Raw genomic sequence first — 22,257 nt, 5'->3', positions numbered from 1 at the left:
GACATGACGGCACCGACTGTGCCGAGAGGAGAGGCAAAGTCAATTCAAGCCTGACACGGCGCATCTCAAAGGATCGTGACGAACGCCGGACGTGACGGGCAAGGACATGCGCACGCGATGCCCTGCCTGCAAACGAGTATTGATCCGGATAAGGGCACCAAGGGAGCAGCCGTACATTGCTGCACCCATGTTGCGCGGTAAATGTCTGGAATCGCGTCTTTCAGCTTTCTTCCGGAGCCCGGCGCAGACGCCGGATGACCACCTGCTTTGAACGCTCGTCGGCGGCTTGATCGATTTCTTCGCGAATATCGAGCAGAAACTCGGCGGTATCGTTGTGCCAATCGAGATGGCTGATCACGGCGGGTTCCACCCGGCGGGCGCGCAGCGACTTTTCAGCAGGCTCTAGCTGTCCACTCACGAGATCGAAGACATCGTCGATTTCCGGCTCGACCACATGATCGGCGGGAAACCCGGTCGCCACCATCGCCTCTCGCAGCGCGACGCGCGCTTCGGGATCGCCATGGGTGAGGATTAGGCGATGGATCGGCATGCGTTCCTTGATCCAATCAACCAGTTCGCCGTGGTCGGCGTGGCCTGAATAAACGTCGATCTCGCGGATGCGCGCGCGCACCTTGATCGGATCGCCCTGGATTGTGACCTTCTCGACACCATCGGTAATGAGATGCCCGAGCGTTCCCGGCGCCTGATAGCCGACGAGAAGAACCGTTGAATCCGGACGCCACAGATGCTGATGAAGATGGTGCCGGATGCAGCCCGCATCGCACATACCGCTCGCCGCCAGAATGATCGCCTCGCCGCGAATGCGGTTGATCGCCTTACTCTCGTCCACCGTCTCCGTAAAGCGGATGTTGGGATTGTCGATCAGATGCGGGCGGCGGCTGAGATGTTCCAGTTCATGCGCATGGCGCTCGAAAACCTCGGTGGCGCGGATGGCGAGCGGAGAGTCGAGGAAGATCGGGGCGTGATTGATCACGCCGGATTCCTGCAGGATCGTGATGTCGGCCAACAATTCCTGAGTGCGCTTCACGGCAAAGCTCGGGATCAGCAGGTTGCCGCCCGCCTGAAGTGCGGCACACACCTCGTGGGCCAGGATTTCGCGGCGCTGTTCTTCAGTCCGACGGCTGCGGGTACGGCCTCCGTAGGTGGACTCGCTGATGACATAGTCGAAGCTGCTCGAGGCCTCGGGATCGGGATGGAACAGCTTGTGGTCCGGTCCGATATCGCCGTAAAAAAGCAAGCGAAGCGGCTTGTCGCTCTCAGGCTGTGCGATCTCCACCTCGATGGAGGCCGAGCCCAGGATATGGCCCGCATTCCACATGTGGAAACGGATGGCGGGGGCAGCCTCCAGCCAGCGCTCGTACTCCTCGGCGCGAAAGAGCTTCAAGCAATCGGCCGCATCATCCCGGGTATAGGCGGGCGTGACTTCGGGACGACCGCGGCGCGCATTGCGGCGGTTGAGCTGCTCGGTCTCCATTTCCTGAATGAAAGCGCTGTCGGCCAGCATGAAGGAGAGCAGATCGTGGGTCCCCGCCGTCATATGGACGGGACCGCGGAAGCCGGCCTTGTAGAGTTTCTGCAGCAGGCCGGCATGGTCGATATGGGCGTGTGTCTGGAGAACGAAATCGATCTTGGAAGCGTCGAAAGGAAAGGGCTCGTAGTTGAGCGCCTGCAGAGTTTTGTTGCCCTGAAACATGCCGCAATCGACAATGAATGACGCGACGGGCGTGGTCAGCCAGTAGCAGGAACCGGTCACGGTTCCGGCGGCGCCTCAAAAACGCATGGTCAGCGACATGGATTCATTTCCTCCCGAATTCCAGTTCACTCCGGCTTCCTTCCCGCCGTACCGGTACTTGAAGCAGGTGACGCGGCTGCAGCGCAAGAGACTTGTGCCCGCACTCCCCTCCGGCACAGCCGGATCCGCGACAGGCGAGACAGCTCCCGAACCCGCGCGTTCTCCTCAAAACGGATCGGATGCAAGCCGGAGCGTTCATGCTATTGATCGCACAAACAGGCAAACAGGGAGGTAACGCCTGGATGACAATGATCCTGCACAATTACTTCCGATCCTCGACCTCGACGCGGCTGCGTGCGGCGATGAACCTCAAGGGGCTTCATTCGCGTTATCAGGCCTATCATCTGGTGAAAGGCGAGCAACGTAGTCAGCGCTTCCTCACGCTCAATCCGCACGGACTGGTGCCCGCGCTGGAGCTTGAAGACGGGACGGTTCTGACGCAGTCACCAGAAATCATGGAATATCTGGACGAGGTCTATCCCGAACCGCCGCTTCTGCCGCGCGATCCGGTCGGCCGGGCCCGGGTGTGTGCGCTCGGGTTTTCGATCGCCTGCGAGGTGCATCCACTCAACAGCCTGCGCGTTCTTGGTTTCCTGCGCAGCGAATACGGCACCGATGACGCCGGAGTGACGACCTGGTTCCGCCATTGGGTTGAAGAAACGTTCGAGCCGCTGGAAAAAAGCTCACCGAGGACAGCGAGACGGGGCGCTATTGCCACGAGGATACGCCCGGCTATGCCGATTGCTGCCTCTATGCCCAGGTCCACAACAATCGCCGGTTTGATGTCGACATGACGCCTTACCCGAGATCAACCGGATTTTTGCTGCTCTGGACGAGCTGGAAGCCTTCGCCGCCGCCGCCCCTGCCCGTCAGCCCGACGCGGAAATGTGAGCGGAAGCATCGCCTCTTCTCAGTGTCGTCGCTCGCTCGTTCTGTCTCTCCGCCATCATCCCCGGGCTTTGTCCGGGGGATCCATCCCGATCCGCATATGCCATCGCCTGCTGGATTGCCCGGACGAAGCCGGGCTATGACGACGGAAGGGACGGAAAACGCATCAGCGCGCCGCTGCTCTCCCATCCACCAGCCCTTCCGGCGTCAGTTCGATGCCGGTGACCGCCAGTCGAGGTGTTCGGCCCGCCAGGCCAGAAGCCGCTCCGCCATCTCGATGCGTATGGCGGCATGAGCGTGGTCATCGGCGAGGTTCACCAGTTCTGCCGGATCGTTGTCGAGATCGAACAACAGCGGCGGCAGAGCGGCGAAGTGGACGTATTTCCAGCGTGCCGTGCGCACGACCGCCATGTTGCAGGCATCGAGCGGGAGATCGAGTGCGGCTTGTGCCGCCCCCATCGCCACTTCACGGAAATCGTCTTCCCAGAAGACCGCCTCGTGCGGCTCCGGCCTACTCTCAAGCGCGGGAAGGAGCGATCGCCCATCGAGATGCGCGGGCGGAGTCAGCCCTACGGCTTCCATGATCGTCGGAAAGATGTCGATGTTTTCGGAAAATGCGTCGACGGTCGTTCCATACCCTTGCGGGCGGAACGGATCGCGGACGATCAGCGGCACGCGATAGGCCTGATCGTGGAAGCCGAACTTTCCGAGCGTCCCAGTGATCGCCCATCATCTCGCCGTGGTCGGAGGTCAGCACGAACAGCGTGTTCTCCCACTGAACGGCGGCCTTCAGCCCCGCAACCAGACGGCCGATCTGGCGATCCACTTCCGAGACCATGCCCCAATAGGTCGCCCGGATCTGGCGGACATCGTCCTCGGTCCAATCCGCCACCAGCCCGTCGCCCGCCCCGATGACGTAATGCTCGGATCGATGCTGCCCCGACAGCCAGTAATCGATGAGCGGATAATTGCCGCGTTCCTTTGCCGCCGTTTCGGCTCGGGCGAAAGCGGGGCCGTCGACCGGGTCGTACATGGTGTTGAAGGGTTCGGGCACCACGAAGGGCGGATGCGGGCGCAGGAAGGAGATATGGGCGCACCACGGCTCGTCATTGCGCGTCTGCTTTTCCATCCAGCGCAGGAATTCGCCCGTCAGGAAGGCCGTCTCGGTCTCGTCCTGACCGTAGCGCGACGGGGCGTCCGTCGGCCGACCGTCGCAGGCGTCCCCCGGACGCGAGATCGGCAGATACATGTCCCATTTGTCGTCGGGCACCTCGTGGCCGCGCGCCGCCAGCCAGGAAAGCCACGGGCCGGCATCCTCCGGCAGGCGCAGCCGCACGGAAAAGCCCGGCAGGATGCCTCATAGGTACGCAGCCAGGGATCGTCACCGGGATGAACGCGGGGGTCCACCGCCTGATCGGTATAGCCGAACAGCGTGGGATCGTATCCGGCGCGCCGCAGGGCTTGCGCGATGTTTTCATGGCGATGATCGAGCGGCGTCCCGTTGCGCACGACCCGGTTGATCATTTGATAAGGTCGGTATAGAGGCAGGCCCGCGAGGGACCGCAGGGCGCGGCCTGCGCTTAGTGGCGCGAGAAGTAGGTCGCTTCCGTGGCAAGCCGGTCGACATTGGGGGTTCACACGACCGGGTGACCGGCAATACCCAGACAGTCGCCGCGCCACTGGTCGGCGGTGATCAGGAGAATGTTGGGGCGCATGGGATCCCTGGATCTGGCGGGGAACAACGGTGGGAACGGAACGTTTCTACCTTAACGGCACCCATAGATGCGCAAAACGACGGAGCCGTGACAAGAGGAGATTGCGGGTGTTAAGGAAACGTTAGGCAATTGCTACGCCACAGCCTCCCCCATGCGGCAGATTGCCTTGCGGAAGTTCCACCCTGGAATGATATAAGCCCCGCTCAACCGGACCGTGGGTCAAGAGACGCAAAGATGGGGCGGTCCGGGGGCAAAGTTGCAGGGAGGGCGAGCAGGATGGCGCCGATTGCAGCGCACCGTCCATTTCCGGGAAAAACATGGGAGGACCCATTCGATAAGCGCGGGCGCGCGGGCGCGAACAGGTTCGAAAGGAACTTCGATGACCAGGTCCGAGAAACGCGACTTTCCCGTCGAAGAGGCCCGACACTTTCTGGAGCCCGGCCCGGTCGTGCTCATCTCCTCGCACTGCGACGGAGCCTCGAACATCATGACGCTCGGCTGGCACTCGATCCTCGCCTTCGCCCCCTCCCTCGTCAACTGCATGATCTCCTCCGGCAATCACAGCTTCGAGATGATCCGCAGAACGGGCGAATGCGTGATCAACCTGCCCACGCTCGACCTCGCCGACATTGTGTCGAAGGTCGGCAACTGCACCGGTTCTGAGGTCGACAAGTTCGCCGAATTCGGACTGACGGCAAAACCGGCGGAGATTGTCTACGCCCCGCTCATCGACGAATGTCACGCATGCTTTGAATGCCGAGTCTACGACGATGCGATGGTGAATAACTACAATTATTTCATCTTCGAGATCGTGAAGGCGCACGTGGCGGGAGACCCGGAGCATCCGAAGACCATTCATTACATGGGCGACGGCAAATTCATGGTCGCAGGCGACGTGATCGACCGGAAAGAGTTCTTCACCAAGGTGAACTGAGGGAAAGTCCTCCACGCGGTGCCGGGCGGGGTGGCATCCCATCCGTCAAAACAAATCCCTCCATCGTCATTGCCCGGCGCGGTCCGGGCCATCCATCCAGCAACAGCATATGCGGAGAGTGCTGGATCCCCCGGACGGAGCCTGTGCCCGCGAAGGCGGGTGCCGGAGGATGACGAAGGACGGGACGGAGACGCTGTAGCCTGCAGGAGCACCCCTCAGAGCGTTTCCCAGAGGACCTGGCCCTTGGCCTTTCCGAAAGCCAGGCGGCCGGACCGGCACAGGAATTAAGCCCTCGACAGGCTGAATTCGGGGCCACCCTTTCAACGCCTTGTCGCAACCCTCCAGTGCCCGTTGAGGGTCGCCCAGACGCAGGCGCAGGCGGGCGTGATTGCCGTAGGCGGCCGCGTCGTCGGGGAAGAGGCCCAAATAGGAAGTGAAAGCAGCTTCGGCTTCGCCGCAGAGGTACCCCCAGATCCATCAGGCAGGCCGCCTCTTCGAACAGAGCTCCCTGATGGATCGCATGGCGGTCGAGACTGGCGCGGGCGGAGTGCAGCGCGTCCTCGGTCCGGCCGAGTCGTCGCAGGATCCGGGCGAGATTGAAATGCAGGCAGGGATCGTCCGGTGCGCGCTCCAGAAAGTTGCGCAAGGCGGCCTCGGCTACGGGCCAGTCCTCGCGGGCGGTGGCGGACATGAAACGCTGTCCCGGATTGTCGCGCACATCGCCTCCCTCGCCGCGTTGCTCCGCACACGATCAACAGCAACGCACCTATTTTGTTATCTCGGCCAGTTCCTCCAGCGCGGCGACCAGCCGGGCGCCAGCATCTGGCAATTCGCCGGAATTGTCGATCTCGATCGCACCGGGACCAGAAGGGCGCGGTTGTTCACGGTTAAGACGCTCCTCGATTTCCGCAGCGCTTTCCCGCCCGCGCGCCGCAAGCCGCCTTGCCACGATCTCACGCGGGGCGGTAACCGAGATGATCCGGCAGAAATCGAATTCCACGCGCGCCGCCTCGATGCTGGCGCGCGAAATATTGGCAATGACAGTGCGCCCTTCCGCCAGATCCTGCCGGATCTCACCCGGCAGCGCATAGCCCAGATCATGGGCGCGCCAGGCGAGCGCGAAACGGCCGGAGGCGCGGGCAGCATCGAATTCGGCTGGGCTCAGGCTGTCGTGATCCTCAAGCGCGGCATCGGCGATGCGGATCACCACGCGGCGCACGAAGACGAAGCGCGGATCGCGCGACAGCGCCTCGCGAGAATAGGCGATGAGGCTGTCCTTGCCCACACCGCTCGGCCCGACGATGGCAACGAAACATCCCGTCACCTGACCTACCGCGCTTTCCTCGACCGCCGTCATCAGGACACCCGCACCCCTTCGCGCCAGACGGAGCGCACGACCGGCACTTCCTCCTCGGTGGAGACACGCACCAGATCCGCGCGGCGATCGACCTCGATCGCGCCGCGATCGTTCAGCCCCACGGCTTCGGCGGGAAGCTTGCTCACCATGTTGATCGCCTGGTTGAGCGTCACGTTCTCAACCGATTCCGCCAGCATGAACGCGCCCTGCATGAGGGAGAAGGGAATGTAGTCGGAGGAGAGCACGTCGAGCAGCCTCTCTTCGGCCAGCGTGCGCGCGGAGATGTTGCCGGAATGCGATCCGCCACGCACCACGTTGGGCGCGCCCATCAGCACCTTGAGCCCCGCCTTGTGGGAGGCGCGCACCGCTTCCAGCGTGGTCGGGAATTCCGCGACCGCGATGCCCTGGGCTTCAGCCTCCGCCACATGGGCGTCGGTCGCATCGTCATGGGAGGCGAGCACGATGCCGCGCTCATGACAGACGCCGGAAATCTCCGCCCGATGGGTATCGGAATACTTGCCCGCCAGGGCCTGCCGCATGGAGGCGAAGGCGTCGAATTCCTCGTCCGACATGCCCGTCTTGCCCTGTTAGTAGACCTTGTAGGTCTCAAGGCTCGTGAACTGCCGCTGGCCCGGCGTGTGATCCATCAGTGAGGCGAGCTTGATGCGCTAGTCGTCATCGAAAAGGCGGAAGCCTTCGAGCACATCCGGCGAGGAAACCTCACAGCGCAGGTGCAGGAAATGGTCGGACCGCAGACGACCCACCTTCTGCGCGTGTTCGATGGCATAGGCCAGAAGCCGCATGTCGGTGGAAGTGACGCGGTCGTCCTCGTCCATGCCGACGCGCAGGGCATCGAGCACGGTGGTAATGCCGGAGGCTGCGACCTGCGCATCATGGGCCTGAACGGCGGGCATCGCGTTCCAGCGCACCTTGGGGCGCGGCATGTAATGGCTTTCAAGATGATCGGTATGAAGCTCGACAAGACCCGGCATCAGCCAGTCACCGCCCATGTCCTCCTCCCGGTCGGGATGCGCGGCGGAATCGATCGCCGAGATCACACCATCACGGACGACGAGATCGCCCCGGATGACGGTATCGGAAAGAACCAGACGAGCATTGCGGAACAAGGTTTCAGTCATCAAAGCCTCTTGGCGGGACTTAGGGCGTGCGGGGGGCGGGTTGATATCGCCTGCAAGTGTTCATGGAGCACCCAGCGCATGACGGGAAAAGACCATGAAATCGGCTCCCGTGGCGGGTTCGAGGAACAACGCCAGCGCATCGATGGTCAATGGTTTGCCGATAAAAGCCTCGAACTTACGTTGAAGCAAGTCCCCCACGACGGAGCGTTTTTCCTCCGCCACCGACCCCGTCAGGGTCATGTGGAAGCGAAAGTCTTCGAAAACACATGGATAGCCCCAGTTTCGCACGTTTTCGATCTGCGCTTCGTTCAAATCCGCAGCGGTGCGACGCGCAAATTCCTCCTCATCGAGCGGCACGCGGAAGGGCTCGAAGGCGCGCACGACATCCCCGGCAAATTGCTGCAAGGCCGGGCACGGCGCAGACGGCGCCAGCGCGAAGAAGGATCCGATGCGGCGCAGCTCCAGGGGCGACAGCTCGATCGGTGCGGTTTCCACACACCAGACCTGCAATGCATTGTCGACGCTCGCGATGGAGCGATGGGCCTGCAGGGAGAACGGCGCCTTCACTGTGGCATGGAAGCCGTAGCGGCGCGGCGGTCAGATCGATCCATTCCTGAGGCGCCAAACCGTCAGACCGGGACCGTCGGAGACGGGATCGCCGTAGACGTTGCGGTCAAGCCAGCGGGCGGCGGTCAGCGTGAGCCCGTGGTCGGGCGGCGGCGTGAAGTAGATGGCGGTACGCACCCGGGACATATGTGACTAAGCGATCTTTTCGAAAACTGACACTTTGGACCGGACGAAACCAAGGACAACGACCGGCCCGCGAGCGGATGGTTCCCGCCGACCTGCGGGTCGACGAATCGTGTCGCGACGGAACCACCCTATGTAGGCCAGTTATACTTCAGTTTGATGAAACCGGAGGGCATCGGCGACATTTTCCAGAAGGACCGGGTGCGTTCGACCATTTGCCAGCTCAGTAAACCGTGCGACATCCCCCGGATAGCCGCGACGGCAGATCACCTTGGCGGCGATATGCGGTGAAATCGCCGCTCTTTTTCGTCTCTCCATAAGCCGCGAACAGACGAGCGAACATCTCGTTTTGCCGGAAGAAAGCGAGGATGTCTAAGCCGGGCGTCTCGGAGTGACTGAAATCGTCGACAAGGATGATCTCCGGCGAATTGCACAGCAGATCCTCCACCGTATTGGCGCGAACCTTGTCAGCCATTACCTCGACCTGCGATTGGAGCGGACCTTGATCGTGCTCGTGGCGGGCGACGGCGTAGAACATCCAGAAGCTGTAGTAGCGCGACGGCCAGACGAGGCCCGCCTGTTCGTCCATCGGCCAGATGCGGGAGGGATGCGCGGTCAGCATGATCGCGGCAGAGCCTGCGGGAACATCGGTGAGGAGCGGGGCGACGGTATCCTGGTAGGCGCTACTGGCAGGCCCCGCCCGCAGAGAGGGCAGCAAGCAGATGACCATCGCCGCGACGACGATCGCACGACCGAGCGGGGAGCGCAGTGGCGACATCCGGCGGGCATCGCCAAGGGCTGTGTCGGAGGATGCCTCCCCCCGCGCGCCGCCAGCAAATCCGCCAGAACGACCAGTGCGGCGCCGGTGGGCGGCAATGTCTGGTAGCTCCAACCCTTGTCTGGACCAAATAGGCAAGCACGAACCCCGCCATGGCGAGCGTGGATGCGACAGCAAGGGGCGACAGGTTGCGGCGGCTGACAACGACAAGGAGCGCAACGAGCGCCCAGGCGCCGACCCACGGCTGCGAGAGCGCATGGCCGAGCGAGAGACCGAAATCGCCATAGGCAACCTGCAGGAACGGCGCGATGTCGCTCAGGTAGGCCAGTGTCAGGAACACCACTGCGGCGCCGTAGGCCATGGCAGCTATTGCGAGGACGAGGGTCTCCGGTCGCACCACTGCGCGCCAGCCTTGGCGGCGGCGCATGATGAGCCAGAATTACAGAACGACCGGGACGACGACAAAATAGTGCTTGAGCGCAAAACCGGCGGCCGCCAGCAGGCCGACGGCGAGCGCCTGCCAGAGGGATACAATCCGCCCGTCCGCGCACTGGGCAGCAAGGAGCACGTAACACATTGGCCCGAAGAGGCAGATGTGTTCGCGCTGGGCGAAATCCGGCAGGGGGAGCAGGACGAGGAAGGCAAGGACAAGCGCAAACAGGATGGCCGCCCGCCGACGCGGCGTTTCGTGCGCGAGAAGCGTGGCGGCAAGAGCAAGCCCGAGGCCGGCGAACGCCATCATCGCGGCCACCATCATCCGGGGAGCGGGGATGTCGGTTGCGCGCGCCAGCCATTCCACCGGCAAAGCCATCCAGAACCATAAGGGCGGATTGACCTCGATGATGCCGGTATAGAGATCCGTGCCGCCGAGCATCTGACGCGCGATCCACAATTGCCAGATGACGTCGTGCGACAGCGAAGTGACCGAAAGAGCCGCACAGGCCGCCAGCCAGAGTACGGCGAATGTCAGTTCCGGCCACCACCTGCGAACCCCGCGACCGCGCGCGCCTCGCATCGATCTGGTTTTCGTATCTGCGTGAAAGACAAACCGGGCGCAGGCGACATAGAAAACGGCTGAATAAAGCGCGATCGCGGCGAGATGCACGAGGCCATTTTCGAGAAAGCCGGCCTTGCGGGCAAGAAAGACGATCGAAAGATTGGCAGCGTAGGCGAGTGCGAAAGCGGCCCCGTAGCGAAGGGCAAGGCGCCCGTCATTCGGGCCCGAATACCGGAAAGTTCAGCGCCGGTTGAGCAGCAAACCAAGCATCAGGCCTGCACCGTAGCTGGCTATGTTGGCGGCGTAATCCCCCGCGCCTGCGGCGAGCACGATCAGGATGATCGAATCGCCAAGGGCTGTGTTGGCGATACCGGCGGCGGCGAAACGGACCAGCCGGCTCACTTCACCCGGCAGGGCTGATGGTATTGCGCCCCGAGCGGACATGCGGTCAACCAGCGCTCCAGCAGCCTAAAGGCCGAAAGCAGGCGCGGAAAGAAAATCCGGAAAATCGTTCGCGCGCCGGTGAGCCCAGCCGCATCGAAGCGACGTCGCATCTCGCGCGCATCAATCATCACGGCGTTTTCATCGAACGGGCAGTTCCGCACCGCGTGGCGGGTCAGCGGGTTCAAAGGGGTGTGCTCAAACAGAAAGAAGCTCCCGCCGGGGGCAAGCACGCGCGATATCTCGCGCAGCAAGGCGACGTGCTGATCGGCAGGAATGTGATGGAACACGCACGCCGCATAGGCGAGATCGAAATGAGCGTCGGGATGGGGATTTTCAGGCCGTCAAAAGCACGCAAGGTGGCGGCCCCGGGAAAGCGCTGACCGGCGATCTCCAGCGAGCGAGCGGATGGATCCAGCAACATGATCTCAGCATCCGGAAAGGCGCGGTGGGCATGCGGCAGAGAGTTGCCCACGCCTGCGCCGAAATCGAGCACGCGGCGCGGCGGCGTCGCGCTGCCTTCGAGCGCACGAACAATGTCATCGATCTTGTAACGGGCAAAGTAATCCAGATCCTCGCCGCTCAACCGGATGCTGCGGGCGTGCTGGTCGTGATATTCGGCGGCAAACCTGTCGAATTCAGCCTCAAGCATTGACAGCTACCTCCAGCTTTTCGCGAAGCCGGTGCACGGCCGGCCCGGTTACCTCGGGACAATCGCCCGTCTCGTCGCTCCCCTCATTGCGCCTTGCACGACCGCAGGCCTCGGCCATGATCTAATTTACGATGAAAAGCGGCCGCCGTTTCGTTTCCATGTACATGCGGCCGAGATATTCCCCGAAGATGCCGAGCACTAAGAGCTGGACGCTGCCGATTACAAGGATGAGCGCAGCAAGGCTCGTCCAGCCTGGCACGACGGCACCGAAGACCCACGCCACGAGCGTGTAGGCGAGCATCAGGACACCGAACAGCCCGAACGCAAAACCCAGAAGGGAAGCAAAGCGCAGCGGCACGATGGAGAAACTGGTGATCGCACTGACCCGCCAGAAGGATCATCTTGCGAAGCGGATAATGGGTCTCGCCAGCAAACCTGGCGTCGCGATCATAGGCAACCGCCGCCTGGCGCAGACCGATCCAGCTCACCATGCCGCGGATGAAGCGGTAGCGCTCGGGCATGGCATTGAGATGGTCGAGCGCGCGCCGGCTCATCAGCCTGAAATTGCCGATATCGGACGCGATCTTGACATCCGACAGCTTGTTCAACAGGGAGTAGAAGGCGGCCGCACTCTTGACCTTGAACCACCCCTTGCCCGCCCGGACGCGACGTTGCGCGTATACGACGTCAATCCCTTCGTCCATCTTCGCAGACAGCTCGCCGAGAAGTTCCGGAGGATCCTGAAGGTCGGCATCGAGAATGAGAATCCGGTCGCCGCGACAGATTTCCAGACCGGCGCTGAGCGCGATCTGGTGGCCGTAATTGCGGGCAAGATCGACGCCGATGACATGAGGGTCGGAAGCAGCAAGGCCAGCAATGGCCTCGCAGGTTCCATCGCTTGATCCGTCGTTGACCAGCACGACCTCGTAATCGTTGCCCACAACCTCACAGCAGGCCGCGCCCACCCGTTCGTGGAATGCCGCGATGCAATCGATTTCGTTGAAACAGGGTGCCACGACGGACAGTGCGACACGCCCATCTACATGCTGGGCGATGTGATGCGTCACCGTCAATCCCCTCCGTAGTTTGACGGTCAGTATCAGGATCGGCCGTTATCAAACTAGTAATTTTACTAATGCAAGCGGCTGTTGCATTCGCAGACGTTGCGCATTCGGATCGCCAGCTTGCGCAGTTGCTGCGACAGCAGGTCGACGACGGTAACGGTGATGACGACGATGATCAGGATCGCTGCGGTCTCCGCGTAATAGAAGCCGCAGATCGATTCAAACAGGATCTGCCCGATACCGCCGGCACCCACGACCCCCAGAACGGTAGCGGAGCGCACGTTCATCTCGAAGCGATAGAGCGAGAAGGAGATCCACAAGGGCGCGACCTGCGGGATAATGCCGTAGATGATCTCATGAAGCTTGGAGGTCCCCGTCGCGCGGATGCCTCCCACCGGATAGGGATCGGTCGCCTCCACAGCTTCCGAAAAGAGCTTGGCGATGATGCCGAGATTGATGATGCCGAGATTATGGACGAACAGGGCCATGACGCCGGCAAAGGGGCCCAGTCCGACGGCCACCACGAAGAGCACAGCGAAGACCAGTTCGTTGATGGCGCGGCAGGCATCCATCAGTCGGCGCACTGGCTGAACGATCCACACAGACGCGACATTGGACGAGGAGAGGATGGCGAAGGAAATACCGAAGACGATGGCCAGAACCGTCCCCCACAACGCGATCTGCACCGTCAGGACCATCGCCTCCACGTAATAGTTCCACTCGTGGAAATTCGGATGGAGAAAGCCGGAGGCGTACTCCGCCATGTTGGAGCCGTCGGTGAAGAGATAGGTGATCCGATCCATCTCCGCCGGGGCCCAGCTCCACAGCAGGGCAATCGCCAGCCCGCCCCAGACCACATAGCCATAGAGCGTGTGCGAGAGATCTTTAGGCGGCAAAGCGATTGTTTCTGGCGATGGCGCGGCGGGCGATGTCGTCATGGGGTTTTCCGGAGTTTGCGGTCTGTCAATTTGATCTTGTTTGTGACGCGGCGTAGAAGTGTGGCCGGTTTTGAAGGGGGAACCACACCACCGCGCTTCGCCCGAAAACGGCGGCGCTTGAACGCGCCGCCGTCCGAGGAAAGCCGGGTTGCCGGCAGGATCAGACCTGCGGAACCGTCTCCATCAGCTTCTCGTACTTGGCCTTTTCCTCGCTCAGTTCCTTGAGCTTGGCGGCCTTCTCGTCGGCCGAGTACTTGTCGTCGACCTCGATCTTGAACATGTCCTTGGTGATCGCCATCACGCGGATCGGGTAGAGCTGGGCATCCGACGAGGGCTTGAAGGGCGCCCAGGCGAGATCGGCCAGAACCTTGCGGGCCACGGCAACCTCTTCCGGCGTGCCGAAACGGCCGTAGGACATGAAGAACGTGTAGAGCTTGTCCTTGGTGGCATGGTCGAGATCGGACTTCCAGACGATCGGATCGGCCGGGATCAGCGGCAATTTCCAGATCACCTTGATGTTCTTGAAAGCTTCCGGGTTGCTCTTCTCGATACGGGCCAGGTTCTCGGTGTTGTTGGCCGCAACATCGACCTGACCGTTGGCGACGGCGAGAGCGTCGGTTTCGTGGTTGGCGTTACGCACGGTCTTGAAGCACTTCTTCGGATCGATGCCGTTCTTGGTAAAGATTAAGGTGGTCGGGACCAGGAAGCCGGAGGTGGAGTTCGGATCGCCGATACCGAAGTTCAGGGACCCGTCGCACTTCAAAACGTCGTCGAGCGAGTTGTCCTTGTGGGCCAGCAGCAGCGACCAGTAGCCCGGGTTGCCGGACACGCCGACGGTCTGGGCGAAGACCTCACCGCCGGAGCGGTCAACGGCTTCCATGGCGGACTTGTTGCCGAACCAGGCGGCATCGACCTTGCCGAAGCGCATGCCTTCGATGACGCCCGCATAGTCGGAAGCGAAGAAGGCGTTGATCTTCAGGCCCGTCTCCTTCTCCATCGCCTCAAGGAACGGGTCCCACTGCGGCTTCAGGTTCTGCGCTTCAGGTTCTGCTGGGATTCGGTGGAGATGATGCCGAAGTTGATCTCGGTCGTTTCCGCGTGGGCGGCCGTGCCGAGGGAAAGAGCAAGCGCCGCCGCTGCGGTAACCTTCAAGAAGGCGTTCATGCTGTGTCCTCCGTTTGGACGTTTGGCATTTGGACGTTTGGGGGTTGGGGCGTTCAAACCCAGCCTTTCCGGTCAGGCGGTTACCAGCGCCAGTGCGCCGGATGCGATGGCCACGACGGGGCGCTCGATGGGCTGCTCGGTAACCGGGGCATCCGGCAGGATCAGCTCTTCGGAGGTTTCGCCGTAGAGTTTCTTCAAGAAATCGGTAACGAGGGCCATGAACGGGCCGTCATAGACGATCGCGCCGTCCTTCATGGCGATGGTGTGCGGGCAATAGCGGCGCGCGTATTCGACCCGGTGGAGCGAGACGACGACCGTCATCTCATCTTCCTTGTTGATGTCGCCCAAGATCTCCATCACGCGACGGGCGGAGGCGGGATCGAGCGAGGCAATGGGCTCATCGGCCAGCATCAGCCGTGCGCCCTGGACAAGGGCGCGGGCGATCGCCGCGCGTTACTGCTGACCGCCGGACAAGGTGGAGGCGCGCTGACGGGCCTGTTCGGAAATGCCGACCCGGTGAAGCGCGCGCATGGCGGTGAGCTTCTCGTCCTTAGAAAAGAAACCGAACGTGCCGCGCGCCCGGCCGATCTGGCCCAGAAACCCGATCAGGACATTGGTGAGGATGGGCAGCCGCGAGACCAGATTGAACTGCTGGAAGATGACGCCGATCGACCGGCGCATGTTGCGCGCATTGGCAGACAGCCTGCCGCCCGACTGGATTTCCGCGCCTTCAATGACGATCCGTCCCGCATCCCCGCGTTCCAGACCGGCGATGTGGCGAATGAGGGTCGACTTGCTCAACCCCGACGCCCCGATGAGCGCCACCATTTCCCCTTCGGGGATTTCAACGCTGACCCCGTCAAGGGCCCGCTTGCGGCCGAAGGTTTTCGTCAGTCCGTCGATCGATACGGCAACCATATGAGCATCCCGTGTTTTGCTCACTGTGGGTACCGCGGATCTGTTTCAACTGTGTCTCACTTTTTTGACAGTTGAGTGACTGTTGAAAAACGTATAGATGGCTTTGTTTTATTTTATTTTTCAGCCTGACTTTACAGCGCTTTTCTACGAATTCACCGACAACTTTAATACAAAGACACGCAGTGTTTGCGTGTTCTTGCGTTATTTAGCCTCATGGCGCGTCAGGAAGGCTTCTATGTCGAGATGATGGAAATCATCGAGCGCGGCGCGCAAAGCCTCATGCGTCCAATCCCACCACGCGAGAGCCTCCAGCCGATCTGCGATCTCGACCGGGAAGCGGCGCCGGATCGGCTTGGCGGCGATACCGCCGACGATGGTGTAGGGCTATACGTCCCGCGTCACGACGGCGGCGGCGGCAACCACCGCCCCGTTGCCGACCGTGATGCCGGGCAGGATGGTCACTCCGTGTCCGATCCAGGTGTCGTGGCCGATCGTCACCCGGTTGGCGCGACGGCGATCGAAAAAGTCCGCCCCATGTTCGGCGTCCTCGAAATAGTCGCCCGTGCGATAGGTGAAGTGATGGAGCGTTGCGCGTTCCATCGGGTGATTGGTCGCGTTCAGGCGGACATGGCTGGCGATATTCGCGAACTTGCCGATATCGCTTGCCCAGACCTCGCAATCCTGGGTGAGATAGGAGTAGCCGCCGACCGTGCTTTCGGTGATCTGGCACCGTTTGCCGATCTCCGTGTAGCGGCCGAGCGTGGAGGCGACGATTTCAGCGCTCTCGTCGACGCGTGGGGTTTCGGAAAGCTTGGTCATGTCGCATCGCTCCGCCGGTAGAAGGCCGCGACGTCGATCACCCGATCGGCCACGATTTCGCGCACGTCCTTGTCGTGGAAGATGCCGAGCATGGCGACGCCCGCCGCTTTCTTCTCCGCAATGAGATCGATGACGACGGCCCGGTTCTGCGCATCGAGTGAGGCGGTCGGCTCATCGAGCAGCAGGATGGCGTGATCGGTGATGAAGCCGCGCGCGATGTTCACCCGCTGCTGCTCGCCACCGGAAAAGGTCGCGGGCGGCAGATCCCACAGGGCCTCCGGCAGATTGAGGCGGGAGAGCAGTTCAACCGCCTTGTCGCGCGCCACCTCGTGGCTTTCGCCTTGGGCTGCGAGCGATTCCGCGATCACATCGAGCGCGGAGACGCGCGGCACAACCCGTAGGAACTGGCTGACATAGCCGATGGTCCGGCGCCGAAGCGCATGGACCGTGCGAGCATCGACCGACGCGAGATCGATGATCTTGCCGCTTTCGCAGGCGCAGATGATCTGGCCAGCTTTCACGCCGTAATTGCCGTAGATCATCTTCAGGATCGAGCTCTTGCCGATCCCCGAGGGGCCGCCGAGGACGACGCATTCGCCCGCATCGAGCGAGAAGGAAACGCCGGAGACGACGGGAATGGTGATCCAGCCGCGCAAGTGCATGAGGAAGCTCTTGCCGACATCGGTGAGAATGAGACGGGCGGGCATGGCTACACCTACCTGCAGGATGGAGGAGACGAGAAGCTGCGTATAAGGCTCGCGCGGATCGTCCAGGATGCGATCGGTGAGCCCTTCCTCGATGATCGTGCCGCCCTTCATCACCATCATGCGATGGGAGAGAAGCCGAGCAACGGCGAGATCGTGGGCAACAAGAACCACCGCAAGGCCGAGATCGGTGACGAGCTGGCGGATCAGATCGAGCAACCGGGCCTGAACGGAGACATCAAGCCCGCCGGTCGGCTCATCCATGAAGACGAGGCGCGGGTTCGTGACCAGATTGCGCGCGATCTGCAGGCGCTGGCGCATGCCGCCGGAGAACGAGCGCGGATCGTCGTCGATGCAATCGGTGGCGATTTCCACCCGTTCCAGCCAGTGCGAAGCCTCACCGCGGATCTTGCCATAGTGACGCGCGCCGACCGCCATCAGCCGCTCGCCCACATTGGCACCTGCGGAAACCGACATGCGCAGGCCGTCGATCGGGTTCTGCTGGACGAAGCCCCAGTCGGTGCGCATCAGGACGCGACGCTCGGTTTCGCTCATACGGAAGAGATCGTGCACCGTGCCATCACGCATCCGCTATTCGACGCAACCGGCCGTCGGCGTCAAGCGGGAGGCGAGACAGTTCAGCAGCGTCGTCTTGCCCGACCCGCTCTCGCCGACGATCGCCAGAACTTCGCCAGGCCACAGGCTCAGCGAGATATCGCGACAACCGACGCGATCACCATAAAACCGGGTCAGGCCGGAGGCGCGCAGAAGCGGCAGATACTCGACTGCTACCGGCGGGATTTCAACGTGTTCGTTCATTGATCGTCCTCTCAACCGGCGACGGGAGCCGATCCGTCTTCCGGCCTGTGGCGCTCGCAATAGTCGGTGTCGGAGCAGACGAACATGCGTCCGCCCGCATCATCCAGAATGACCTCGTCCAGAAGATAGACGCCGCGCGAACCGCACAGCGCACAAGGCTGGTCGAATTCCTGGATACGGAAGGGATGGTCCTCGAAATCGAGGTTGACGACGGAGGTGTGCGGCGGGATGGCGTAGATGCGCTTTTTTTCGCGCCCCGCCCCGAAAAGCTGCAGAGCCTCGCAATCGTCCATCTTCGAATTGTCGAATTTGGGGATCGGGGAAGGATCCATCACGTATCGGCCGTTGACGTTCACCGGATAGGCGTAGGTCGTGGCGATGAGGCCGTATTCGGCAAGCCCGTGCATCTTGCGCGTTTCCGCCCTCGCGCGGCTCCAGATAGCGCAAGGGCTCCGGGATCGGCATCTGATAGACGAGGATCTGGTTGGCGTTCAGCGGTGTTTCGGGAATGCGGTGGCGGGTCTGGATGACCGTCGCCTCCTCCGTCACCGTGATCGTGGCAACCCGGGCGGTCTTTTCAAAGAAACCGCGCATGGCGACCGCGCTCGTGGTGTCGTCCGCACCCTGATCGATGACCTTGAGCGTATCATCCGGCCCCAGAACCAAAGCCGTGACCTGCACGCCGCCGGTGCCCCAGCCATACGGCATGGGCATTTCGCGGTTGGCAAAGGGCACCTGATAGCCGGGGATCGCCACCGCCTTCAAAAGCGCACGGCGGATCATCCGCTTCGTCTGTTCATCCAGATAGGCGAAGTTGTAGGCGAGGGGCGTCGTGAGCGTCGATTGCAGAGATTTCCTTCATTCCGCGGCCTCCTTGTTCTCTTGCGCCGCGCGGTCCTCGTATTCATGACGCATGCGGCGCACGAAGTCGAGTTCGGCCTGAAAGTCGACGTAGTGGGGGAGTTTCAGGTGCTCCAAGAAACCGGTGGACTGCACGTTGTCGGAATGCGAGAGCACGAATTCCTCGTCCTGGGCGGGCGCCACGACATCCTCGCCGAATTCACGCGCCCTGAGCGCCCGGTCGACCAGCGACATGGCCATCGCCTTGCGCTCGCTCTGGTCGAAGACGAGGCCGTAGCCGCGGGTGAATTGCGGCGGAGCCTTGGCCGAGCCCTTGAACTGGGTGACCATCCGGCACTCGGTCACCTGGATCTCGCCGATGGAAACGGTGAAGCCCAGCTCGGGAATTTCGACCTCCACATCCACCGTGCCAATGCGGATTTCGCCGACAAAGGGATGGGTGCGGGAATAACCGCGCTGGGTGGAGTACCCCAGCCCCAGGAGGAACCCCTCATCGCCGCGTGCAAGCGCCTGAAGCCTGAGATCGCGGTCAGCCGGGAAAGACAGCGGCTCGCGGGTGAGGTCGCCTATTTCGACCCCCTCCTGCGCTTCGCCATCATCCTCGATCAGTTCCTCGTGGCCGAGAAGATCGGTGACGCGCGGCATGGGGCGATCTTCGTCCGTCACCTCGGCGCGGGCGGCCTCGTCGATCTCGGCCCCTTCCAGGGTCGGGTCGAGCAGACGATGGGTGTAGTCGAAGGTGGGCCCCAGAAGCTGGCCGCCGGGCAGATCCTTGAAGGTTGCCGAGACGCGGCGTTCAACCCGCATTTTCGATGTATCGAGCGGCTCGGAGAAGCCGAAGCGCGGGGTGATGGTGCGATAGGCGTGCACCAGAAAGATCGCATCGATGAGGTCGCCGCGCGCCTGCTTCATGGCCAGCGCTGCAAGGTCGCGATCATAAAGCGAGCCTTCCGACATGATGCGGTCGACCGAGAGCGCTAGTTGGGTCGCGATCTGTTCCAGCGTGATGTCGGGCAGATTGCGCGGGCCGCGGCGCTTGTCGGCGAGCAACCGGTGGGCATTGCGGATGGCGCGCTCGCCACCCTTGACGGCGACATACATGGATTACGCCTCCCCGATCTCGATTTGCGTGGACCGCGGCAGGCCGGCAATTGCCTCGCCTGAGACGAAGATCACGTCGATGCCGCGCGGATAAAGGGCGTGATTGGCGACAAGCTGCTGCCAGAGAGGCAGAGAGACACCATCGGGTGCAAAAGCCTGTTGGTTCTTGATGCCGGGGCCGGACAGGGTGACCGGCAAGCCGCCGTCGAAACTGGGCACGGCAACGATCACAGTGGCTGAGCGGTCGGGATAATCCGGCATACCCACCGCCAGTTGCGACAGCGGCGGCAGGGTCTGCGGCGATGCGGCGATGACGAAATCGGCCTCTGCCGGATTGGCCGTCACGGACGCCCCGGTCTGGAAGCGGAGCCAACCCGCGGGCGTCTTGGCCTTGGCAAGCGCCGGGCACAGATAGACGGACGTTTCCTGATCCGCGAGCGCTGCGGTAATGTCGACTGCAAGCGGTGGCAGAGGTTTCGGCGGGCTGGTGCGCGCAGCAAGCGGCTTCACCTGCCCCGGCCTTGCCAGCGCATCGAGCACGATACGAAAGACACTCTGGGAATCGAAAACCGGCCGGAGAAAACCGCCGGAAAAGGTGTCGGCGCGGGTCTCGAGGGTCATTCGTCTTCTCCCCGTGTCATGGTGAAGAAGTTGACGCGAGTCGCGGCCGTCTCTACCGCCGTCTGCCGACCCTCCACATCCAACCGGTTGCGAATACCTGCCAGAAGGCGGGTATCGACAGCTTCCGCCTCGCTCTGCCACAACGCATCGAAGAGGGCTGCCAGCCAGGCCTTTTCCAGATCGCGCCCAAGCACACAGGAGAACCCGACCTCCCCCGTCGACAGCCGGACGGTTGCGCGCGCCATCGTCACTTCGCCGAGATTGAACGACGCACCGCCGCCGCCCGCGCGTCCGCGCAACATGATCATTCCGGCCTCGGGACCGCGTAGAGCTTCGGATTGCGGCGGCTCGGGCCAGGCATCCAGCGCGTCGTGCAACTCCTCCCGGTTTGCGCGGGCCAGAACGCCCATCGCTTCCTGTCGCGTCATCGGCAAAACCTCCTGCCTCGTGATCGTGAGCCCGCGGCTGGGCGCAAGCGCCGATAGTCCCGTCATCACCGTCTCAACGGCCCGCCATCGTCCGCCGTTGCGACGCGCGATGGTCCGATGCCCCGGCGCCCTGCCAGCTCGTGATCCCGGGATGCGCGGACCGTGCGTCACATCCGCTGAATATCCGTTCCGGATCCTATTTGTCTAGTCATCTATACAAGTATATTTTCTGACCCCAGTCCTAGCGGATGCACGTGACGCGGCGATGACAGAATGCGGCGCGCAGGCTATGTGAAGGCTGGGCTTCGCGACGGAAACGGCAGAAGAAGACACAGGGCGAGTAAGAACGGCAGCAATGATGCTGAGCGACGACGGCACGGGCGATATTTCGATGGAGCGCAGCACGGGCGTGGCGCTGTGGCGCCAAATCGCCGAGCGGCTGAAGACCGACCTGCGTACTGGCGTCTGGGGTCAAGGCGCGAAGCTGCCTGCGGAATCTGAACTTGCCCAGCGTTTCGGCGTGAACCACCACACGATCCGCCGCGCGGTGAGCGAACTGGCCAATGAGGGTCTTGTGTCCTCGCTCCAGGGCCGGGGCACCTTCGTTGAAAGCACCCCGATCAGCTATCCGATCGGATCTCGCACTCGGTTTCCGAAGATCATTTCGCGCCAGGCGCGCGAACCGGGAGGACGGCTGATCGCCTCCTTCCGCGAAACCACCGCTCCCTGGCTGACGGACAAGCTGCATCTGCCCGCAGGCGCGGTCCTACACCGGCTGGAGACGCTGCATGTGGCCGACGGCATCCCTGTCTCCGTCTCGACCGCCTGGTTTCCCGCCGCCCGCTTCCCCGATCTCGTGCTGCATTACGCAGAGACGGGGTCGGTAACCAAGGCTCTGGCCGCACACGGCGTAACGGATTACTCGCGCGCCCACACCGACATTTCCGCCCGCATCGCAGAACCGGAAGAAGCACGGTTGCTGCAGATCGCGCCTAATGCGCCGGTTCTGGTGACGGCGGTTATCAACGTGGATGCGAACGGCACGCCGATCCAGGTCGCGCGCACGCGCTTTGCGGCGGAGCGGATCCAGTTGTCGGTGAAAAGCTGAAGGAACAGGCGCGCACAAGCGACGTCCCTGTCGCGTGGCCTTATCCGACAAGGTCATGATTTTCGGAAAGATTCGGAGACACACCGCTGCCGCTCAGACGAGGTCCGAGTGTGGTCTTTAAAAGTGCGTGGGATTGCCGAGGGGAATGGCGCGCCGGAGAGGATTCGAACCCCTGACCCCCAGATTCGTAGTCTGGTGCTCTATCCAGCTGAGCTACCGGCGCCTGCCGTGGGCTGTTCGCCCAGGTC

General features: G+C 62.5%; 23 protein-coding genes, 1 tRNA gene and 7 pseudogenes. 4 read left to right on the top strand and 27 right to left on the bottom strand.

Annotation, left to right across the window (positions count from 1 at the left end; translation table 11 throughout):
• Positions 1 to 220: 220 nt before the first annotated feature.
• Positions 221 to 1,774: an MBL fold metallo-hydrolase gene (locus QNJ43_RS03445; protein WP_300467409.1), complete on the bottom strand. Its 1,554-nt coding sequence runs from the start codon at positions 1,772 to 1,774 to the stop codon at positions 221 to 223.
• Positions 1,775 to 2,055: 281 nt separating this feature from the next.
• Here QNJ43_RS03445 and maiA point away from each other — a divergent pair.
• Positions 2,056 to 2,704: pseudogene (gene maiA / locus QNJ43_RS03440) on the top strand (maleylacetoacetate isomerase).
• A 204-nt stretch (positions 2,705 to 2,908) separates the two neighbouring features.
• Here the strand turns inward: maiA and QNJ43_RS26685 are convergent.
• Together QNJ43_RS26685 and QNJ43_RS26680 are read right to left on the bottom strand one after the other, a co-directional pair.
• Positions 2,909 to 3,376, bottom strand: a complete 468-nt coding sequence (locus QNJ43_RS26685; RefSeq protein WP_346432842.1) for a sulfatase/phosphatase domain-containing protein — start codon at positions 3,374 to 3,376, stop codon at positions 2,909 to 2,911.
• Positions 3,377 to 3,479: 103 nt separating this feature from the next.
• Positions 3,480 to 3,950 (bottom strand): annotated as a pseudogene (locus tag QNJ43_RS26680) (sulfatase-like hydrolase/transferase); the annotation flags it as partial.
• 845 nt (positions 3,951 to 4,795) lie between these two features.
• Here QNJ43_RS26680 and QNJ43_RS03430 point away from each other — a divergent pair.
• The gene (locus tag QNJ43_RS03430; protein WP_300467407.1) at positions 4,796 to 5,350 is read left to right on the top strand and encodes a flavin reductase family protein; all 555 of its coding nucleotides are present in this window, start codon (positions 4,796 to 4,798) and stop codon (positions 5,348 to 5,350) included.
• A 766-nt stretch (positions 5,351 to 6,116) separates the two neighbouring features.
• On the opposite strand, the gene phnN is transcribed toward QNJ43_RS03430, so the two are convergent.
• From phnN to QNJ43_RS03385, 9 genes and pseudogenes are all read right to left on the bottom strand, one after another.
• Positions 6,117 to 6,707, bottom strand: a complete 591-nt coding sequence (gene phnN, locus QNJ43_RS03425; RefSeq protein WP_300467405.1) for a phosphonate metabolism protein/1,5-bisphosphokinase (PRPP-forming) PhnN — start codon at positions 6,705 to 6,707, stop codon at positions 6,117 to 6,119.
• Positions 6,707 to 7,849: pseudogene (locus QNJ43_RS03420) on the bottom strand (alpha-D-ribose 1-methylphosphonate 5-triphosphate diphosphatase). The gene phnN and the pseudogene QNJ43_RS03420 overlap by 1 nt, the downstream one beginning before the upstream one ends.
• A 57-nt stretch (positions 7,850 to 7,906) precedes the next feature.
• On the bottom strand, positions 7,907 to 8,413 hold the full coding sequence (locus QNJ43_RS03415; RefSeq protein WP_300467403.1) for a DUF1045 domain-containing protein: 507 nt from the start codon (positions 8,411 to 8,413) through the stop codon (positions 7,907 to 7,909).
• Positions 8,414 to 8,443: 30 nt separating this feature from the next.
• The gene (locus QNJ43_RS03410; RefSeq protein ID WP_300467401.1) at positions 8,444 to 8,599 is read right to left on the bottom strand and encodes a hypothetical protein; all 156 of its coding nucleotides are present in this window, start codon (positions 8,597 to 8,599) and stop codon (positions 8,444 to 8,446) included.
• A gap of 220 nt (positions 8,600 to 8,819) precedes the next feature.
• Positions 8,820 to 9,374, bottom strand: a complete 555-nt coding sequence (locus QNJ43_RS03405; RefSeq protein WP_300467399.1) for a hypothetical protein — start codon at positions 9,372 to 9,374, stop codon at positions 8,820 to 8,822.
• Positions 9,280 to 9,801, bottom strand: coding sequence for a hypothetical protein (locus QNJ43_RS03400; RefSeq protein ID WP_300467397.1), 522 nt, complete (start codon positions 9,799 to 9,801; stop codon positions 9,280 to 9,282). The genes QNJ43_RS03405 and QNJ43_RS03400 overlap by 95 nt, the downstream gene beginning before the upstream one ends.
• A 12-nt stretch (positions 9,802 to 9,813) precedes the next feature.
• Entirely contained in the window at positions 9,814 to 10,479 is a 666-nt protein-coding gene (locus QNJ43_RS03395; protein WP_300467396.1) for a hypothetical protein, read from the bottom strand.
• Positions 10,480 to 10,611: 132 nt separating this feature from the next.
• Entirely contained in the window at positions 10,612 to 10,773 is a 162-nt protein-coding gene (locus QNJ43_RS03390; RefSeq protein WP_300467394.1) for a hypothetical protein, read from the bottom strand.
• Positions 10,770 to 11,102: a class I SAM-dependent methyltransferase gene (locus QNJ43_RS03385; RefSeq protein ID WP_300467392.1), complete on the bottom strand. Its 333-nt coding sequence runs from the start codon at positions 11,100 to 11,102 to the stop codon at positions 10,770 to 10,772. The genes QNJ43_RS03390 and QNJ43_RS03385 overlap by 4 nt, the downstream gene beginning before the upstream one ends.
• Before the next feature lie 164 nt (positions 11,103 to 11,266).
• Here QNJ43_RS03385 and QNJ43_RS03380 point away from each other — a divergent pair, with 164 nt between their 5' ends.
• On the top strand, positions 11,267 to 11,467 hold the full coding sequence (locus QNJ43_RS03380; RefSeq protein WP_300467390.1) for a hypothetical protein: 201 nt from the start codon (positions 11,267 to 11,269) through the stop codon (positions 11,465 to 11,467).
• Between the two features lie 118 nt (positions 11,468 to 11,585).
• Here the strand turns inward: QNJ43_RS03380 and QNJ43_RS03375 are convergent, their stop codons facing one another.
• The 14 genes and pseudogenes from QNJ43_RS03375 to phnG all read right to left on the bottom strand — a co-directional run bounded on the left by QNJ43_RS03375 (position 11,586) and on the right by phnG (position 20,901).
• On the bottom strand, positions 11,586 to 11,822 hold the full coding sequence (locus QNJ43_RS03375; RefSeq protein ID WP_300467978.1) for a hypothetical protein: 237 nt from the start codon (positions 11,820 to 11,822) through the stop codon (positions 11,586 to 11,588).
• A 226-nt stretch (positions 11,823 to 12,048) separates the two neighbouring features.
• Positions 12,049 to 12,429, bottom strand: a pseudogene (locus QNJ43_RS03370) (glycosyltransferase family 2 protein); the annotation flags it as partial.
• A 167-nt stretch (positions 12,430 to 12,596) separates the two neighbouring features.
• Positions 12,597 to 13,466 (bottom strand): phosphonate ABC transporter, permease protein PhnE, encoded by an 870-nt coding sequence (gene phnE / locus QNJ43_RS03365; RefSeq protein WP_300467387.1) that lies wholly within the window; start codon positions 13,464 to 13,466, stop codon positions 12,597 to 12,599.
• A gap of 160 nt (positions 13,467 to 13,626) precedes the next feature.
• The gene (phnD, locus tag QNJ43_RS03360) at positions 13,627 to 14,463 is read right to left on the bottom strand and encodes a phosphate/phosphite/phosphonate ABC transporter substrate-binding protein (RefSeq protein WP_300467385.1); all 837 of its coding nucleotides are present in this window, start codon (positions 14,461 to 14,463) and stop codon (positions 13,627 to 13,629) included.
• 29 nt (positions 14,464 to 14,492) lie between these two features.
• Positions 14,493 to 14,630: a hypothetical protein gene (locus tag QNJ43_RS03355; protein ID WP_300467383.1), complete on the bottom strand. Its 138-nt coding sequence runs from the start codon at positions 14,628 to 14,630 to the stop codon at positions 14,493 to 14,495.
• A gap of 72 nt (positions 14,631 to 14,702) precedes the next feature.
• Positions 14,703 to 15,041: a hypothetical protein gene (locus QNJ43_RS03350; protein ID WP_300467382.1), complete on the bottom strand. Its 339-nt coding sequence runs from the start codon at positions 15,039 to 15,041 to the stop codon at positions 14,703 to 14,705.
• 42 nt (positions 15,042 to 15,083) lie between these two features.
• Positions 15,084 to 15,548 carry an ATP-binding cassette domain-containing protein gene (locus QNJ43_RS03345; RefSeq protein ID WP_300467381.1) on the bottom strand — a complete coding sequence of 155 codons (465 nt, stop codon included), beginning with the start codon at positions 15,546 to 15,548 and terminating at the stop codon, positions 15,084 to 15,086.
• Between the two features lie 201 nt (positions 15,549 to 15,749).
• A pseudogene (locus QNJ43_RS03340) lies at positions 15,750 to 16,367 on the bottom strand (DapH/DapD/GlmU-related protein).
• Positions 16,364 to 17,074, bottom strand: coding sequence for a phosphonate C-P lyase system protein PhnL (gene phnL, locus QNJ43_RS03335; RefSeq protein ID WP_300467929.1), 711 nt, complete (start codon positions 17,072 to 17,074; stop codon positions 16,364 to 16,366). Before phnL ends, QNJ43_RS03340 begins: the two are co-directional and overlap by 4 nt.
• A gap of 9 nt (positions 17,075 to 17,083) precedes the next feature.
• Positions 17,084 to 17,890, bottom strand: a pseudogene (gene phnK / locus QNJ43_RS03330) (phosphonate C-P lyase system protein PhnK); the annotation flags it as partial.
• An 11-nt stretch (positions 17,891 to 17,901) separates the two neighbouring features.
• Positions 17,902 to 18,673: pseudogene (locus QNJ43_RS03325) on the bottom strand (alpha-D-ribose 1-methylphosphonate 5-phosphate C-P-lyase PhnJ).
• Positions 18,674 to 18,748: 75 nt separating this feature from the next.
• A complete protein-coding gene (locus QNJ43_RS03320) occupies positions 18,749 to 19,852 on the bottom strand; it encodes a carbon-phosphorus lyase complex subunit PhnI (protein WP_300467379.1) in 1,104 nt (367 codons plus the stop codon).
• Between the two features lie 3 nt (positions 19,853 to 19,855).
• Positions 19,856 to 20,473 carry a phosphonate C-P lyase system protein PhnH gene (gene phnH, locus QNJ43_RS03315; RefSeq protein ID WP_300467377.1) on the bottom strand — a complete coding sequence of 206 codons (618 nt, stop codon included), beginning with the start codon at positions 20,471 to 20,473 and terminating at the stop codon, positions 19,856 to 19,858.
• Positions 20,470 to 20,901: a phosphonate C-P lyase system protein PhnG gene (gene phnG, locus QNJ43_RS03310; RefSeq protein WP_300467375.1), complete on the bottom strand. Its 432-nt coding sequence runs from the start codon at positions 20,899 to 20,901 to the stop codon at positions 20,470 to 20,472. Before phnG ends, phnH begins: the two co-directional genes overlap by 4 nt.
• A 355-nt stretch (positions 20,902 to 21,256) precedes the next feature.
• Here phnG and phnF point away from each other — a divergent pair, with 355 nt between their 5' ends.
• Positions 21,257 to 22,009 carry a phosphonate metabolism transcriptional regulator PhnF gene (gene phnF / locus QNJ43_RS03305; protein ID WP_300467373.1) on the top strand — a complete coding sequence of 251 codons (753 nt, stop codon included), beginning with the start codon at positions 21,257 to 21,259 and terminating at the stop codon, positions 22,007 to 22,009.
• Positions 22,010 to 22,155: 146 nt separating this feature from the next.
• Here phnF and QNJ43_RS03300 read toward each other — a convergent pair.
• Positions 22,156 to 22,232: transfer RNA gene (locus QNJ43_RS03300), tRNA-Arg, on the bottom strand.
• Positions 22,233 to 22,257: the final 25 nt, after the last annotated feature.

It is taken from the genome of Breoghania sp. (genome assembly GCF_030066895.1).
In the GTDB taxonomy this organism is placed as follows: Bacteria; Pseudomonadota; Alphaproteobacteria; order Rhizobiales; family Stappiaceae; genus Breoghania.
Note: the sequence above shows the minus strand (reverse complement) of the source record. Positions and strands in the feature narration are given on the sequence as shown.